Origin of the sequence: Streptomyces sp. NBC_01775, from assembly GCF_035917675.1 — a bacterium.
Taxonomy (GTDB): domain Bacteria; phylum Actinomycetota; class Actinomycetes; order Streptomycetales; family Streptomycetaceae; genus Streptomyces.
This window is the reverse complement of sequence record NZ_CP109104.1, coordinates 1,864,489-1,880,325: the sequence shown is the minus strand read 5'-3', so window position 1 is coordinate 1,880,325 and position 15,837 is coordinate 1,864,489. Positions and strand designations below refer to the sequence as shown.

Sequence of the window (15,837 nt, the reverse complement as noted above, 5' to 3'; positions counted from 1 at the left end):
ATGCGATTCCGGCACCCGGACGGCTCCATCGTCCACCTCGCCTACTGCACCAACGTGCACGCGGCCGAACAGCTCGACGGCGTACTGCGCCAGCTCACCGAGTACGCCGAGCCCGTACGCCGCAGGCTGCACCGCGACCGGCTCGGCATCGGCCTGTGGCTGGCCCGCGACGCAGCGCGCACCCTCACCGACGACCCGGCCGCGATCCGCCGGCTGCGGTCCGGCCTGGAGCGCGCGGGCCTCGAAGTCGTCACCCTCAACGGCTTCCCGTACCAGGGCTTCGGCGACGAGCACGTCAAATACCGCGTCTACCGCCCCGACTGGACCGACGACGCGCGCCTGAACCACACCACCGACCTCGCCAGGCTGCTGGCGGCCCTGCTGCCCGACGACGTGACCGAGGGCAGCATCTCCACGCTGCCGCTGGCCTGGCGCACCGGATTCGACGCCGAGGCCAGGCACCGGGCCCTGACCCGGCTGCACACCCTCGCCCAGCGCCTGGACGCCCTCCAGGAGCTGACCGGGCGCAGCATCCGCGTCGGCCTGGAGCCCGAGCCCGGCTGCACCGTGGAGACCACGGCCGACGCCATCGAGGCCCTCACCGGCGACGACGGCCCGCCGGCGCACCGCATCGGGGTGTGCGTGGACACCTGCCACCTGGCCACCTCCTTCGAGGACCCGGCCAAGGCCATGGCGGCGCTCGCCGACGCGGGCCTGTCCGTCGTCAAGTCCCAGCTGTCCGCGGCGCTCCACGCCGAGCACCCCGAGCGCGACGACGTACGCGAGGCGCTCGCCGAGTTCGCGGAGCCGCGCTTCCTGCACCAGACCAGGACCGCCGTCCCCGGCGGCGGGCTGCGCGCCACCGACGACCTCGACCGCGCGCTCGTACCCGGCGCGCTGCCCACCGACGGCCCCTGGCGCTCCCACTTCCACGTCCCGCTGCACGCCCCCCTCTCCCCACCGCTGAGCGCCACCACCCCGGTGCTGCGGGAGACCCTCGGCCATCTGGTCGGGGGAGCGACGCCGCTGACCCGGCACCTGGAGGTGGAGACCTACACCTGGCAGGCCCTGCCCACCGCGCTGCGCCCCACCACCCGAGCCCAGCTCGCCGACGGCCTGGCGGCCGAACTGTCCACGGCCCGCGACCTGCTCACCGACCTCGGCCTCAAGGAGCTGCCGTGAGTGAACCCGGCCGCGACAGTGCCCCCGAGGGCCGGCCCCTGCTGGTCATCGACGTCGTCGGGCTGACCCCCGCGCTCCTGACCCACATGCCCGAGCTGCGCGCCCTGTCCGAGAGCGGCTCCTACGCGCCGCTGCGCACCGTACTGCCCGCCGTCACCTGCGCCGCGCAATCCACCTTCCTCACCGGCGAACTCCCCTCGGAACACGGCATCGTCGCCAACGGCTGGTACTTCCGCGAGCTGGGCGACGTCCTGCTGTGGCGCCAGCACAACGCCCTGGTCGGCGGCGAGAAGCTGTGGGACGCGGCCCGCGCCCGGCAGCCGGGCTACACCGTGGCGAACATCTGCTGGTGGTACGCGATGGGCGCCGACACCGACTGGACGGTCACCCCCCGCCCCGTCTACTACGCCGACGGCCGCAAGGAACCCGACTGCTACACCCGCCCGCCCGACCTCCACGACGAACTCACCGAGAAGCTGGGCACCTTCCCCCTGTTCACCTTCTGGGGACCGGGCGCGAATCTCACCTCCTCCGAGTGGATCATCGGCGCCACCCGCCACATCCTGCGCACCCGCCACCCCGACCTCGCCCTGTGCTACGTCCCCCACCTCGACTACGACCTCCAGCGCTACGGCCCCGACGACCCCCGCTCCCACCGTGCCGCCGCCGACGTGGACGCGGCGCTGGCCCCGCTGCTGGCCGACGCGCGGGCCGAGGGCCGCACGGTGGTCGTGCTGTCCGAGTACGGGATCACCCGCGTACGCCGCCATGTCGACATCAACCGCGCCCTGCGCCGCGCCGGGCTGCTCCACGTCCACACCCAGGACGGCATGGAGTACCTCGACCCGTGGACCTCCCGCGCCTTCGCCGTCGCCGACCACCAGCTCGCCCACGTCTACGTACGCGACCCCGCCGACCTGCCCGCCACCCGCGAAGCCCTCGCCGGACTGGAGGGGCTGGCCGAACTGCTGGACGAGACGGGCAAGAAGGAAGCCGGGCTCGACCACCCCCGCTCCGGCGAGCTCGTCGCGCTCGCCGAGCCGGACGCCTGGTTCACGTACTACTACTGGCTGGATGACCGCCGGGCTCCCGACTTCGCCCAGCTCGTGGAGATCCACCGCAAACCCGGCTACGACCCGGTCGAGCTGTTCATGGACCCGAACGACCCGTACGTCAAGCTGCGCGCCGCCACGGCACTGGCCCGCAAGAAGGCAGGCCTGCGCTACCGCATGGCGGTCGTCCCCCTCGACCCCTCACCGATCCGCGGCAGCCACGGCCGCCTCCCCGCCCACCCGGACGAGGGACCCGTGCTGCTGTGCTCGCGCCCCGGCGCGCTGGGCTCCCGCCCGGACGACGCACCGTTCCCCGCCACCGATGTGAAGCGACTGCTTCTCGACCTCGCACTGGGAGACGCCTCATGACCCGCAGACCCGCCCGCGCCCAGACCCCCGAGCACCCCGAACTCGACCGCACGCTGCGCCGCCGCGGCTTCCTCGGCGTCGCGGCCGGCGCCACCGCCGCCACCTTGCTCGGCGGCACCATGGCCCAGGCGGCGACCGGTGCGAGCCCCGCGCCTTCCGGCGGCCACGGCCGCCACCCGATCGTGCCGCGCGGCAAGCTGGGCATCCAGCTCTACACCGTTCGCGACCAGATCCAGGCCCTCGGCTTCGCCGCAGTCTTCAAGGAGCTGAACCGCTACGGCTACGACTCCGTCGAGTTCGCCGGCTACACCCAGGGCACCGGAGACCTGAGCCTGCGCCAGCTCAAGCGCCTGCTGCGGGACCACGGCCTGCGCGGCATCGGCAGCCACGTCGGCTACTACTCCGACAACCCCGCCGACTACACCTTCGCCACCCAGCTGGACAAGGTCGTCGACGACGCGGCAGCCCTCGGCCTCCCGCACGTGGGCACCGCCGCCAGCCCCGACCGCTACGGCCGCACCGTCGACGCGTGGAAGCGCGCCGCCGAGGACTTCAACACCTACGGTGCCGCCGCCCGCAAGCGCGGCCTGAAGTTCTACCAGCACAACCACCAGATGGAGTTCGGCTTCGCCGAGGACAAGCCGAACGTACGCCTCTACGACGTTCTGCTCGCCGAGACCGACCCCGAACTGGTCTACCTGGAGATGGACATCTACTGGGCCTTCGCCGGCCAGCACCGCTTCAGCGTCCGCGCCGACGGCACCCCCGCCCCCTTCAACCCCGTCGACTACGTCCTGGCGGCCCCGCACCGCTACCCGCTCTTCCACGTCAAGGACGGCGAACACGACGAGGCGTCGGCCGACGGCTACCACATGGTCGATGTCGGCGACGGCGACATCGACTACGAGAAGTTCATCGGCACCGTCCTCAAGCGCGGCCACCACGGCTCACGCGGGCGCCGCGCCGACCACGACTGGCTGATGGAACGCGACGACGCCGTCGACCCCGAAGCCAACCCCGCCGGCTCCCTCACCTCGGCCCGCCGCTCGGCGGCCTACCTGCGCCGCAAACGCTGACCGCCCCGGCCCGATCGGGCCCGGCCCGATCTGGGGTGTGGGTGGCTCGCCACGGTCAGTAGCGAGCCACCACACACCCCCTCACCCTGGGTGGCACTTCACTCACCCCACGTCCCCGCCCGGCCGAGGGAAATCCCTGGTGAGAACCACTCCCAACCCTTGGTATCGTTACTCCGTCGCCGAGGGCCCAGCCCCGGCACAGCCCAGTCCGGGTGGCGGAATGGTAGACGCGCTAGCTTGAGGTGCTAGTGCCCTTTATCGGGCGTGGGGGTTCGAGTCCCCCCTCGGACACGCACCGTACGCACATGCCGTACACACGCTCTCGGGCCGTGACTCCACTGTCACGGCCCTTTTGCTGTGGTCGTAGGTGAGGGATAGACCGAAGGCCGCGTAGAGCGGGGCTTTGCGCTCCGGGGCGGCTTGCTGAAGCCGGTCGGCGAGATTGCCGAGGTCCTTGATGACCTGGGCGATCTGTTCTTCGGTGAGCGGGCGAGGGATCTTCGTGGGGGTGGCTGTCGTTGCTGTGACGGCGGCGATCTGGCGTTGGGCGGCGTTGCGGTCGGCTGTTGCCTTGTTGATCCACTCGGTGACGAGTGCCGGGTTCGTTCCGGCGTCGATGGCGGCGCGGTAGCGGTCGATGCGGCGGTCGCAGTCGGCGAGGGTGCGACGGGCGACTTCCAGCGCGGGACCGGGGGCGGGGGTGGTCATGCTCTGGGCTTGGTGCAGGGCCTGGAGGGTCTGCTTGAGGCGGCCGGGGGCGAAGGTGCGGGCGATCCACGCGTCGAGTGCGGGGAGGAGCGCGCCCTCGCGGACGTAGACGGTCAGGGGGTGGGGGAGGGACGCGCTCCGGGCGTATTCGGCGGGGTAGCGGCAGCGGTAGTTGGGGAGGCCGTTGTTGTAGTTGCCCTGCATCTTGCGGTCGCACTGTCCGCAGCGCAGCAGGCCGCGAAGTGCGTAACTGCGTTTGGTCGGGCCGACCATGCGCTCCACGCCCGCGATGTTGCGACGGCGTTCCTGTTGGGCCTGGGCCGCTTGGAAGTCGGCCATCGGCACGAGCGGTTCGTGGGCAGGTTCGGCCGACCAGATCCACTTGTCGTGGGAGTTCCAGGTGAGCTGGGTGCGGTGGCCGAGGGTGACGTCGTCGATGTCGAGCAGGATCTCTTTCTTGTGCTGCTTGTTCCAGACTTGGTGGCCGGTGTAGCGGGGGTTCATCAGGATGGTGCGGACGGCTCCCTTGGACCAGGCGTGGCCGTCGCGGTGCGGGTTGCGGGCGCGGTCGTGCGCGGAGGGGCAGAGGATGCCGTCGCGGGTGAGGCCCTCGGCGATGGCGTACATGCCGCTTCCGCGCAGGTACTCGCGGAAGATTCGGCGTACAGCGGGCGCTGCGACCGGGTCGGGGGCGAGCTTGTGGAGCCGCTTGCCGTCGGCGGCCTTGGCCGGGTTGGGATGCGGTCCGGCGTCGGCGAGGAGGTAGCCGTAGGGCGGGCGTCCGCCGAGGTAGCGGCCCTCGATCTGGGCCTGTGCGGACATCGCGGTGTGGACGCGGACCTTGATGCGGTTGCGTTCGCCCTTGCTCATGCCGCCGAAGACGGACATGACGAGGTCGTGCGCCTCGTTCTCCGGGTCGATCGGCCCGCCCACTTCGGGTACCCAGAGCGGGATGCCGAAGTGGACGAAGAGGGGGAAGGTGTTGCCGAACTGGTTGCCGTAGAAGGTGCGCTGGGGCTCGCCGATGACGACGGCGTCGAAGGGCCGGTCCGGGTCGCGTAGATCTCGGAGCAGGTCGGCTGCGCGGGGTCGGCGCTGCCAGGGGAGTGCGCGGGAGTGGCCGGAGTCGAAGTATTCGGTGACGATCTCGCCGCCGGTGGGTTCGATGAGGGTGCGGGCGCGGGTGAGCTGCCAGTTGCGGGACGTCTCGGGGTCCTGGAGGTCTTCGGTAGAGCAGCGTCCGGCGAAGGCGAAACGGGTCACGCGATTCATGGGCGGCACGGGCGGCTCCCTGTCGGGACGGTGCGGGCGGGTCGGGTGGTCGTCGTCCGTCGTACCGTCGAGTCGCGATGGAGGGCCAGTCGCTGATTTGGGTCGTGGCGGGCCGGTTGTTCGGCTGGTACGGCCTGGGCAGCGTGCTCGGCGTACTCGGTGTGCTCGCGGAGCAGGAAGTCGAGGAGTGCTGCGGCGGCTTCGGGAGTGAGGGGCGGGGGCTTGTCGGGGAGGTGGACGGTGGGCTGGCTCGCGGGCGTATTCGTCGGCTGGCTCGGGGTGTGGGACCGGTCGCGGCGAGGGGCACGCGATGCGGGCACATAACCTCCGGAGAGATCTCTACCGAGTGCACTCGTGGTGTCGTGGTTGGGCTCTTCGAGGCTGGTGTGGGTGCTGTCGAGAGGGGTGGACACGCAGCACCCCGCTTTGGCCACGCGACTTCCGACGGGACGTTGGATCGTGCCTCTCGGCGAGGAATCGCCGCAGGTCATCCGGTATACGAGCCAGTACCGAACCACCTCGGCCCGCGCGGGAATTCACCCGTCTGGGTAGCCGCCTTGTTCAAGTGCGAATCCCGGACCACCGCCCCTGGGAACGGTGCAGGTCACAGGGCGAAGTGGCAGTCACAGATCCGCACATAACGTGCCACCCCCGAGCCACTGGCTCGGGGGTGGCACGCAACTGGCACGCGAGTGGCACGGGGCTACGGCAGTAAAGGGAGGTGACCGATCCCGCCCGCCGCACGGAGGCGCCCTTGCACCGCGACCAGCCACACGCCCTGCCCGCCGTGACCGCGTCGATCCCGACGTCGGGGTCCCCGTTCCTCTCGGTCGAGCGCACCTTCCGCCGCCTCTCCCGAGACCCGCACCGGCTGACCCTCCCGGACCCCGAAGCGTCCGGCGCCAAGGGGACGGAAGCGGCCCGGCCGCTGTGGCAGGTGCGCGACTGGATGGTGCGCCAGAAGCCCGACTCCACCGCCCGCTCGCAGGTGTGGGCCGGGGTGATTGACCGTGCCCGCCGGGAGGGCGAGCCATGGGAGCTGGCGGCGCTCGGCTTCGCACTGCCCGTGCTGCACCGCACGGCGCGACGCCGCAGGCGCCCACCCGGGGTGGAACGCATCGACCTGGAGCAGGAAATCCTCACCGCCACCCTCGGCGCACTGCGCGAGCCAACCACCACGCCCGGCCGAGCGGAGCTGACCCTGTTCCGTGCTGCCGACTCCGCCGCCCAACGACTACTCCGCACCGAGCGGCGCCACGGAGGGCGGGAGGAGGCGGGTGGGGGCACATCCAGTGTCCCGCCAGCCGACGCCGGAGAGGTAGCGAGTCCAGGGGAGGGAACGTCGGGGATGCGGCATGAGTTCACCGTCCTGGCCGATGCCGTCCGGTCCCGTCTGATCACCGTCGACGAGGCGCAGTTGATCGCCGGTACGCGCCTCGGCGACGCTTCGGTCAGGGAACTGGCCGCCGAGCGCGGCTACACCCGGCGCACGCTGTGTCGACGGCGCCAAGACGCGGAAGTCCGCCTTGCTGAGTGGCTCCAGCCAACCGACCGACCGTACGCACCGTGACCCGTTCAGGGATGAATCCGTTCCTTCATGGCCACCGCCTCGGTCCCACGGTCCACCCCAGGCGCGGTCTCCCTGCCCACCTGCGGAGGTGATCCCCCTCTTGCCCCCTGCTCTTCCCCGTCCCGGATCCGGCCCCGGCTCCCAGTACGTCACCCGCGCCGCGACAACCCGCACCCGCGCGCCGGCGCGCGTCCCGTTGGCCGCGCTCGCCTCCCACCTCACCCCGCGCGACCAGTGGCTGGTGCGCATGGTGCACGAGCACCGGGTGCTGACCACCGGTCAGATCCACCGGCTTGCCTTCTCCGCCCGCCGCCGCGCCCAGCGCCGCCTGCTCGTCCTCCACCGGCTCGGCCTCCTCGACTCCTTCCGCCCGCTGACCGCGTACGGCTCCTCGCCCGAGCACTACACCCTCGGCCCCGCCGGCGCTGCCCTCCTCGCCGCGCACGCCGACTGCGCCCCGAAGGCACTGAGCTGGCGCCCCACCCACACCGCCCGCATCGCGTTCTCACCCTTCCTCGGCCACGACCTCGCCACCAACGACTTCCTGGTCCGCCTCGCCGCCCACCGCTACACCCACCAGGCCGGGCTCACGCTGTGGCTCTCGGCACGCTCCTGCGAACGCCGCTGGGGCGACCTCGTCCACCCCGACGCCTACGCACACTGGAGCGACGGCGACCAAACGCTGCCGTTCTTCCTCGAATACGACACCGGCAGCCAGAACCTCGCCCGCGTCGAAGCGAAACTCGACGCCTACGCCCACTTCACCACGACCACCCGCGACCGCCCCGCCTTGCTGCTCCACACCCGCACCGCGTCCCGCGAGCACGCCATCCGTCAGCGCCTCACCGGAACCGCCCGCCAGTACGAGCTGTTCCTCGCCACCGCCTCAGCCGACCTCACCACCGACACCCCCTGGGGACCGTGGTGGCTCCCCGCCCACCCACCTGCGCTGCGCCTGACGCTGACCGAACTCGCAACCCACTGGCCCGATCTGTCTCCCGCCCCGGATCTGGAACCGATCGAGACGGGCACACCGCTCGCTCTCCCCGTACCCCCGCTGCCCCCAGCCACCACCGACAGCCGCACCTGACACCGGGCCCGGTCGGGTGCACCCCAGGTGCAGAGGAGCGCGGTGCACCCGATCGACGCCCGCTCGCGGACCGACGGGATCGACCGGATCGACCGGACCGATCGGCCCGCCCGGTCCCCGCAGATCGATGGGCGTTCGTGCGAGCCGACCGCGGTCAGCCGATCCGTACGGACTCCCCGGCACCATCTGACCAAGTGCACCGCCGAGCATGCCCAGACTGCTCCCCAACCGGCACGGGAGCGCGTGACCCAGCGACCAGGACGGGTAGCGGCGGACCTGGTGCTGGTCCAGGGCGGCCAGGCCCTTGCCGGCCTGGAAGAACTCCTCCACACGCCACCTCGATCCAGCGACTCGCACCAGCGTGGCCAGCGGGACCTGTATGGGTGAGAAGCAACGGTAGTAGGCCAGTTCGCCGGTGCTGCCGTTGCGGCGGATCAGCAGTTGATGAGTATCGGGCCGGGGATCGGTGAGGTCGATGACGGCCCAGTCGTAGGAGCGGTGGCCCTTTGCTCCGGCCCCGGCGGAGAGTTTTTGCCAGGCCCGTCTGGGCAGCTTCTTGACCAGCGTGTCCCTGCGGAACTTCCCCGCAGTGGTGGTGACTTCGTGGGAGCACCCCACTGCCAGCACGTAGCCAGCGCCACGTGCCTCCAGTGTGGTTCGCAGCGTCGGGTTGCCGCCGTAGACCTCGTCGCCCGCGACCCAGGCGGCGCGGTGGCCGGCGTCCAGGAACCGGGTCACCACGCGGACGGCCAGTTCCGGCTTGGTGGCGAAGGCGGTCTCCTGGTCCAGGCCGGCGGCGCGGCAACGGTCGGAGTCGGCGGTCCAGGAGCGCGGGATGTATAGTTCCCGATCCACGGCGGCGTGCCCGTGCTGACCGGCGTAGACCAGGTAGACGGCGACCTGAGCGTTTTCGATCCGGCCCGCAGTTCCGGTGTATTGGCGCTGGACGCCGACCGTGGCGGTGCCCTTCTTCACGTCGCCGGTCTCGTCGACCACCAGGACCGCCTGGTCGTCGTGCAGGTGCTCGACGACGTAGTCGCGCACGTCGTCGCGGACCTGGTCCGCATCCCACTTTGCCCGCCCCAGCAGGTGCTGCATGCCGACCGGTGTCTTCTCGCCGGCCCATTCGGCGATGGTCCAGCAGTTCTTGCGCGGCAGGTCCGACAGCAGTCCGAGTACCAGGCTCCGGACCCGGCGTCGGGGTCCGATGCGGGCGAACCGGCCCGCGATGAGGCCCATCAGGCCCTCGAACGTCTCCTGCCAGCGGGCAAGGTCTACGCTGTGACCTGCGGCCACCGCTTGATCGTTTGTCTTCACACGCCGATGATCAACGGTGGCCGCATCCGCGTGCCGATCGCTCCCGACCAGCAAGACCGCTAGGTGGGCGGCCGACTGGAAACAGCCGGACGCCGACGGTCAGCCCGGCTTGAGCACACCCCGGGCGATGACCGCCTCACGCAGACGCGCGGCCATCGAGGCCGCCTGCTCCGGCGACAGCGTCAGGACCCCGTTCTCCGTCATCAGAGCGTGGAACTGCTGCTCAGCATAGGGAACGCCGGGCGGCAGGGCGGCGATGTGCCAGTGCAGATGGGCATTGCCCTGCTGGCTGCCGAGCGAGTACAGGTACGTGCGCTCTGGCTCGCTGACGGTCTCGACGGCGAGGGCGATCTCCCGGACGAACAGCATGAGTCGGCCGTAGGCCGCCTCGCCCAGGTCGCGCACGACGTGCTCGACGTGCGCCCTCGGCGCGACCAGGACCTTGCCCGGCACCGTGGGCCACCTGTCCAGGAACGCCACGTGATCGGCATCTTCAAAAACCGTCGCATGTGGGTAGTCCGGGTTCCCGGCCAGGAACGCACAGACAAAGCACGGGCCACTTCGGGTCCGCTCCACGTACCCCTCAAGGTCCATTGGCTGTCGATCCGTTGGCACCTGCGCGCCTCTCCGTAGGGGGTGCACCAGTCTGCCGCAGCCCTACGACCCGCACCGGCGCAAAGGGGACCAACGACTCAAGATCGGGATCTACAACTGGAGTACTAAGAGCTGGAGCACTCATTCACGTTGAACGTGACGGAGATCGCTGTTCGCGACGCACTGGATTCGACTTCCATGAGCGTCGCCCCTTTACGAAACAAATCGACGACCTCCTCGCCCGATCCATCAACCCAACGCAAACGCACTGACATGCCCAATGCATCGTACGTGAAGAAGACGTTCCTCTTCCTTCATGCCGGAAGACGAGACGCCGCACCCCCTCGTCCTCTTATTCTAGCAAGATTTCAATTTTTGCAATGATTTCGAAGTCCTCCGGGACAATAAATTGCGGTACATGCTGCAATCACCTCCACGCACTCGATTAGGAATAGGGCTGCCAGTGGGGAAGACTCCCTCGATGCTCACCCTCGGTCCACTTCCTCGAAAGACCACAGTGGAAAGCCTGCGACTTCCGTCAGGTTGCAGCTTCATGTTCACCCGGATGCGGCAATTGTGCAGATAGTTCCGATCCCTGCTGCTGAGTCAGCACGGTCATCCCAACGAAGTGGCGATTTCGTCAAGCCGTTGCAGCGCATCGGTCACTTGATTGATGGCAGATTCGGGAAGTTCTCCCGCCTCCCGGTCTAGAATTTCAACCGCATATACTTGTTCCAGAGTCCACCATTCGCTTCGAATCTTCTCGCGACCCTCAGAGTCGGACATGGAATCTGCAATCGACTCCACATCTCCAACTAGTCTCCCCAGGGGCATACTTCCCTCTCTGTAGGCTTTAATGGACCTCCTGAGCATTTCCGCATACTCTTTGTCTTCCATAAGTTCCTTCACTGTCTTATGATGCCATAGTCGGCGGTTATTACGCGCCCTGTGGTCGAATCGGTGATTATGGTCAAGTTGTTTAGTTGGTCATGGTAGGCGGTAGTTCCTGCGCGTTTTCCGATGACCATGTTGTTGGGTGTGATTGCGTGCTCGACGACACTGGGCATTATCCCCTGCTTCTGCATCCGATCAAAGGCATGGCCGCTGTAGTCCCGCCCGTTGATCGTGCCGGGAGAGTTGCTGGCAGTCCTGCCGTTCGGGAGGGCGACGTCGAACTGAGTACCCCTGCGGCCAGTTGGGGTGCGGGGTGACGTGCCGTCGTCGCCCACCTTCCGTCCATCGCTTCCGCTAGGCGAAAGCCCCAGTGGGTCGGTCCATGCCAGTGGGTTGTGGACATACGCGTGGTGGTTGGGAGCCGGAGTGAGTCCGAGGGGGTCCGGGGTGAGGTAGCGGGCGGTTTCGGGGTCGTAGTAGCGGAAGTGGTTGTAGTGCAGGCCGGTTTCAGGGTCGGCGTATTGGCCGGGGAAGCGGAGGGGGCAGGTGATCTCTGCCCGTTGGGTGGGTGGTCCTGGGAGCTGGGTGCCCCAGAGGGTGGTGCGGTGTTGCCAGCCGATATGGCCGTCCGGGGCGATCAGTTCGGTGGGGGTGCCGGTGAGGTCGGTGAGGACGGCGTGGAAACGAGGGTGGCTGGCAGTGGGGCCGGTGAGTTTGGCGAGGAGGGACTCGCCCGGTTTCCGGGACAGTGGCGTGTGGTCGGTCTGGGTGAGGGGACGATGGGTGCCCTGGGCGTAGTCCCAGGTGGTTGTCACGCCGTCGTGCGTGGTTTGTTCGGCCAGGCGAGTACCGTCCCAGGTGAAGTGGATCCTTTGACCATCTGGGGCGGTCTTGTTGATGCGGCGGCCTAGCGGGTCGTAGGCGTACGTCCAGGTCTCGGCGTTCGGGGTGGTCACCTGGGTGAGGCGATCGTCGGCATCCCAGGTGTAGGTCCAGGTCTTTTTCTCGCCGTTGAGCAGTCGGCTCGTCTTGGCGATTCGGCGGCCTGCTTCGTCGTGTGTGTAGGTAGTGCGTCCCGCGCTGTGGAGGAGGGTGCCTTCGATGCGGCGTTCTCCGGTGGCAGGGTGGCCGGGGGCCTCGGCGGTGGTTTGGTTGCCGGCCGGGTCGTAGGCGTAGGTCTCGCGCCATCCATGGGCATGGACGGCGGTGACTTTTCCGAGCGAGTCGAGGTCGAACCGGCGGGTGCCCGTGGTGAGTTCGCGGATCTCGGTGAGGTAGCCGTCGGGGCGGTAGGTGTACTTGCGGTGTTGAAGAAGCGTGGAGCCTGCTGTCGCCGCCTGGGTGGTGAGGCGGCTGGCCTGGTCCCAGTGCTGGGCCAGGGTGACGTCGCCTGTACGACATTCGGTCTCGCGGCCTGCCGCGTCGTAGGCGAAGGCCAGAGTGCCGTGGTCGGTGGCCAGCTCCAGGGGCTGGCCTTCGGCATCGTAGGTCCATGTAGAGGCGAGGCCGGAAGGGGTGACGCGCTCGGTGCAGCGGCCCAGGGCATCGTAGGTGTACGAGATGGTGCGGCCGTTGATTGTCTCAGTCAGCACGCGGCCGAACGCGTCGCGCTCGACTGCCATCTCCGCGTCCGGACTGCTCGCCCGGATCAGTTCGCCCGCTGCGTCGTAGGCGAACGTTGTCACCGTGGCCGCGTCCTCGTCGTGCTTCTCGGTCACGCGGCCGAGCACATCGCGGGTGTAGCGAACGGTCTGGCCTGCCGCGTTGGTACGGGCCGTCAACTGGCCAGCCGAGTCGTGTGCGTAGGTCAGCCTGGCGCCGTTGAAGTCCGTTTCGGATATGAGGCGTCCGGCCGCATCATAGGTGTAATCCCAGTGCAGGCCCTGGGGGTTGGTCACACGGGTGAGACGGAGCGTGGTGTCGTAGGCGAAGGTGTAGGCGGCGCCGTCCGCGTCGGTGCGGGCAGCCGTCACAACCCAGGGGCCCGGGGTGTGGGACGTGGTGTGACCGGCGGGATCGGTGTGCTTAAGAAGGTTCCCCTCGTCGTCCCAGGTCCACGATTCCTGGCCGCCCATGGGGTCCTTGCGCCAGCGCGGTTTACCTTCGACCGTCCAGCACATGCGCGTGACGTGGCCCAGGGGATCGGTGATCGCGGTGATGCGGCCGAATGCGTCGCGCTCGATGCGGGTGGTGTGTCCCAGCGTGTCCGTCACGGTGGCCGGAAGTCCCGCCGCGTTGGGAGTGATCTCGCGGGTGTGTCCCAGCGCGTCCGTCACGGTGGCCAGATGCCCGTGTGTGTCGTACGCGTAGCGGGTGACCGCCCCCGTCGGGTCCACCGAGCGTGTGAGGTTGCCCAGGTCGTCCCAGGAGCGGAGCCAACGCGCGCCACCCGGGTCCGTCACGGTGACCGGCTGACGCAGCGCGTTGTACGTCGCGGACGCGCGTGACCCGTCCGGCAGCAATACCTCGGTCAGGTTGCCGTCCTCGTCGTAGGTGTAGCGCGTGGTGCGGCCGAGCTTGTCCGTATGGGAAATGCGGTCGTGGCCTCGCGCGTCCCACTCGGTGTGCGTGGTGTTGCCGAGCGGGTCGGTCTCGGCCACCACCTGGCCGTCGTCGTTGTAGCGGAAGACGGTGCGGTGCCCGAGTGCGTCGGTGTAGGTGGTGGTGCGGGCGTCCTCGTCGTAGGTGAAGGTGTCGTTGTAGATGCCCTCGGTGCCCGCCGTGCGGATCGTGCGGCCCGCGTCGTCATAGGTGAAGCGGCACCACACCCCGTTGCGGTCGGTCCACGAGAGCATGCGGCCTTCACCGTCGTAGGCGAAACGCCATGCCTTCCCACTGGAGTTGACCACCTCGGCCAGGTTGCCTGCCTCGTCGTAGCCATAGCGCATCACCAGCGTGCTGGGCGCGGGCTGCGCCGCTCCCTCGGGCGAGTCGTATGCCGAAGGCGCCTCGTCCAGCAGCCGCAGCGCCGTGACATGCTGGTCCTGGGTCTCGACGGCGAGGTGGTAGCCGCCGGAGTGGCGCACTGCGGTAGGTACCCCGTCTGCGTCGCGGTCCACCTCGATGCGGGCGCCGTTGCGGTCCTGCCAGGACTCCAGCGGCAGCCGTACGGTCGCCTCGTCCTGGGTGGGGCCGGGGTGGGTGAACGCGCGGATCACTCCGCTGTCCGGGTCTGTGACCGTCAGTACGCCGTCCGGCTTGCCGTCCCATTCCAGCGGCCAGCGCGGGCCCTTGTCCGGAAGCACCGGTAGGCCGGGCTCGGGGATCGGGTAGACCAGCCGCATTCCGTCGGCCGCCGCGAACACCACCCCCTGCTGGTCGAGTTGGACCTGTTCATCCAGGATGGAGGACCAGTTCGGGCCGAAACACACCCCGGCCCGGTAAGAGGACACGTAGGTACGGGTGAAGTGCAGCGGCAGCGAGGCGGGCAGTTCCAGGTCGGTCTGCTCCATGTACATCGCACCGGTGGCGACGTCGACCGGTTCCCCCGTCCCCGGCACCTTGCTGGTCGGCCGCGAGGACTTGCCCGGGATGAGCTTCTCGCGCAGCGAGGGCGGGCGCTTCATCGGCGGCGTTCTAGCCCCCGGCCCTTCACCCGTTCCTGGAGTGAACGGGCCCAAAATCCCGCCGAACAGCGTGCCGTACTTCGCGGCGTTGCTGACCTCCTCCAGGCTGAACCCATCCCGCTGCCCGGCCATGATCCGCGCCGGCTGGGCCACGGCCAGGTCCATCGCGACGCTGCCGACCCCGGCGAACACGGCACCCCGTGCGACACGGGTGAAGATCGCGCCCGCACGGGTCGCCAGGGACGTGGACTTCTCGATGCTGAGGGTGACGATCCTGGTCGCCGCCGCGCCGGCCGCCAGATCGGATACCCCGTAGGTGGGACCGGTCAATACCACCCCGGCCGCGATCAGTGCCGCACTGCCCACGATCTCGCTGCGGATCTGCTTCTTCGTGCTGTCGACGTCATCCGCGAGTTCATCCAGCGCCTTTGCCATGTCCTGGGCCGATTCGGGCAGGTCGCGCAGCCAGCCCTTCTCTCCCCTGCCGACATAGCGGGACCAGAACTTCTCGAAGACATCGATGGCCTCGCCGCTGTTGGCCTCCATGATCCGGTGAGCCGAGTTGTTGGTGTCCCCCCGCACCTCCTCGACGTCCTTCGCAAAGGCCCGCCACGCGCGCGCCGCGTCCCGCAGTTTGCCCTCGTCGGCGTCCGGCCAGATCAGGCCCATCCCTTCCAGGATTTCCCAGGCCTTCTCCACCACGCTCACGCGCCGCCACCATCCTTGCCGGCCTTGCCAGCCTCTCCGTGCTCGCGGGGGATCTTGGTGAACATTCCCTCGACCAGGTCGTCGTTGTCGAGGTGCCCGTCCTTCATGTCATCGAGTGCCTCGTGGATGCTCACCAGCCCAAGCACCAGCACCCCCGTGGCTCTCTCGATGGAGCGCTGGCTCGGCTCGTACTTTTCCGCGAAGTTCTTACCCGAGGGGTCGTCCCCCCACGGAGTGCCCAATCCGTCCAGTGTGGTGATCAACGTGGTCAGCGCCCGGCTCAGCTTCCGGCTCTGCTTGCTGAAGACTGGCGCCGCCAGCTTCAATTCCGGAACCGCGATCCCCAGTACTTTCCCACCCTTGCCCGCACCGGGCCCGTAGTCGGATGTGGTCGCGTGGTTCAACTGCATGTGCGTGGACGGGGGCTGTTCGGGGTGAG

The 15,837-nt window shown here is 69.0% G+C and carries 10 protein-coding genes, 1 tRNA gene and 1 pseudogene; 6 read left to right on the top strand and 6 right to left on the bottom strand.

Annotated features, from left to right (window positions below):
- The 4 genes from eboE to OHB04_RS08465 all read left to right on the top strand — a co-directional run bounded on the left by eboE (position 1) and on the right by OHB04_RS08465 (position 3,970).
- The gene (gene eboE / locus OHB04_RS08480; RefSeq protein WP_326687041.1) at positions 1–1,182 is read left to right on the top strand and encodes a metabolite traffic protein EboE; all 1,182 of its coding nucleotides are present in this window, start codon (positions 1–3) and stop codon (positions 1,180–1,182) included.
- Positions 1,179–2,603, top strand: a complete 1,425-nt coding sequence (locus OHB04_RS08475; RefSeq protein WP_326807209.1) for a nucleotide pyrophosphatase/phosphodiesterase family protein — start codon at positions 1,179–1,181, stop codon at positions 2,601–2,603. Before eboE ends, OHB04_RS08475 begins: the two co-directional genes overlap by 4 nt.
- Positions 2,600–3,679 carry a sugar phosphate isomerase/epimerase family protein gene (locus OHB04_RS08470; protein WP_326807208.1) on the top strand — a complete coding sequence of 360 codons (1,080 nt, stop codon included), beginning with the start codon at positions 2,600–2,602 and terminating at the stop codon, positions 3,677–3,679. The genes OHB04_RS08475 and OHB04_RS08470 overlap by 4 nt, the downstream gene beginning before the upstream one ends.
- Positions 3,680–3,885: 206 nt before the next feature.
- Positions 3,886–3,970, top strand: a tRNA-Leu gene (locus OHB04_RS08465).
- Here the strand turns inward: OHB04_RS08465 and OHB04_RS08460 are convergent.
- Positions 3,935–5,659, bottom strand: coding sequence for a recombinase family protein (locus OHB04_RS08460; protein WP_326809417.1), 1,725 nt, complete (start codon positions 5,657–5,659; stop codon positions 3,935–3,937). The genes OHB04_RS08465 and OHB04_RS08460 overlap by 36 nt on opposite strands.
- 721 nt (positions 5,660–6,380) lie before the next feature.
- On the opposite strand from OHB04_RS08460, the gene OHB04_RS08455 reads away from it, so the two are divergent.
- Positions 6,381–7,229 carry a hypothetical protein gene (locus OHB04_RS08455; RefSeq protein ID WP_326807207.1) on the top strand — a complete coding sequence of 283 codons (849 nt, stop codon included), beginning with the start codon at positions 6,381–6,383 and terminating at the stop codon, positions 7,227–7,229.
- A gap of 100 nt (positions 7,230–7,329) precedes the next feature.
- Positions 7,330–8,319, top strand: coding sequence for a replication-relaxation family protein (locus OHB04_RS08450; RefSeq protein ID WP_326807206.1), 990 nt, complete (start codon positions 7,330–7,332; stop codon positions 8,317–8,319).
- A 252-nt stretch (positions 8,320–8,571) separates the two neighbouring features.
- Here the strand turns inward: OHB04_RS08450 and OHB04_RS08445 are convergent.
- From OHB04_RS08445 to OHB04_RS08425, 5 genes and pseudogenes are all read right to left on the bottom strand, one after another.
- Positions 8,572–9,558, bottom strand: a pseudogene (locus OHB04_RS08445) (IS701 family transposase); the annotation flags it as partial.
- A gap of 177 nt (positions 9,559–9,735) precedes the next feature.
- Positions 9,736–10,230 carry an HIT family protein gene (locus OHB04_RS08440; protein ID WP_326807205.1) on the bottom strand — a complete coding sequence of 165 codons (495 nt, stop codon included), beginning with the start codon at positions 10,228–10,230 and terminating at the stop codon, positions 9,736–9,738.
- Positions 10,231–10,845: 615 nt separating this feature from the next.
- The gene (locus OHB04_RS08435) at positions 10,846–11,139 is read right to left on the bottom strand and encodes a hypothetical protein (RefSeq protein WP_326807204.1); all 294 of its coding nucleotides are present in this window, start codon (positions 11,137–11,139) and stop codon (positions 10,846–10,848) included.
- The gene (locus OHB04_RS08430) at positions 11,136–15,398 is read right to left on the bottom strand and encodes a DUF6531 domain-containing protein (protein WP_326807203.1); all 4,263 of its coding nucleotides are present in this window, start codon (positions 15,396–15,398) and stop codon (positions 11,136–11,138) included. The genes OHB04_RS08435 and OHB04_RS08430 overlap by 4 nt, the downstream gene beginning before the upstream one ends.
- Positions 15,395–15,808 (bottom strand): hypothetical protein, encoded by a 414-nt coding sequence (locus OHB04_RS08425; RefSeq protein ID WP_326809416.1) that lies wholly within the window; start codon positions 15,806–15,808, stop codon positions 15,395–15,397. Before OHB04_RS08425 ends, OHB04_RS08430 begins: the two co-directional genes overlap by 4 nt.
- Positions 15,809–15,837 lie beyond the last annotated feature (29 nt).

Excerpts from the sequence above, each read along its gene's own strand:
- eboE (WP_326687041.1), top strand. The coding sequence starts at position 1 with ATGCGATTCCGGCACCCGGACGGCTCCATCGTCCACCTCGCCTACTGC.
- OHB04_RS08470 (WP_326807208.1), top strand. The coding sequence starts at position 2,600 with ATGACCCGCAGACCCGCCCGCGCCCAGACCCCCGAGCACCCCGAACTC.
- OHB04_RS08460 (WP_326809417.1), bottom strand. The coding sequence starts at position 5,659 with ATGAATCGCGTGACCCGTTTCGCCTTCGCCGGACGCTGCTCTACCGAA.
- OHB04_RS08440 (WP_326807205.1), bottom strand. The coding sequence starts at position 10,230 with ATGGACCTTGAGGGGTACGTGGAGCGGACCCGAAGTGGCCCGTGCTTT.
- OHB04_RS08425 (WP_326809416.1), bottom strand. The coding sequence starts at position 15,808 with ATGCAGTTGAACCACGCGACCACATCCGACTACGGGCCCGGTGCGGGC.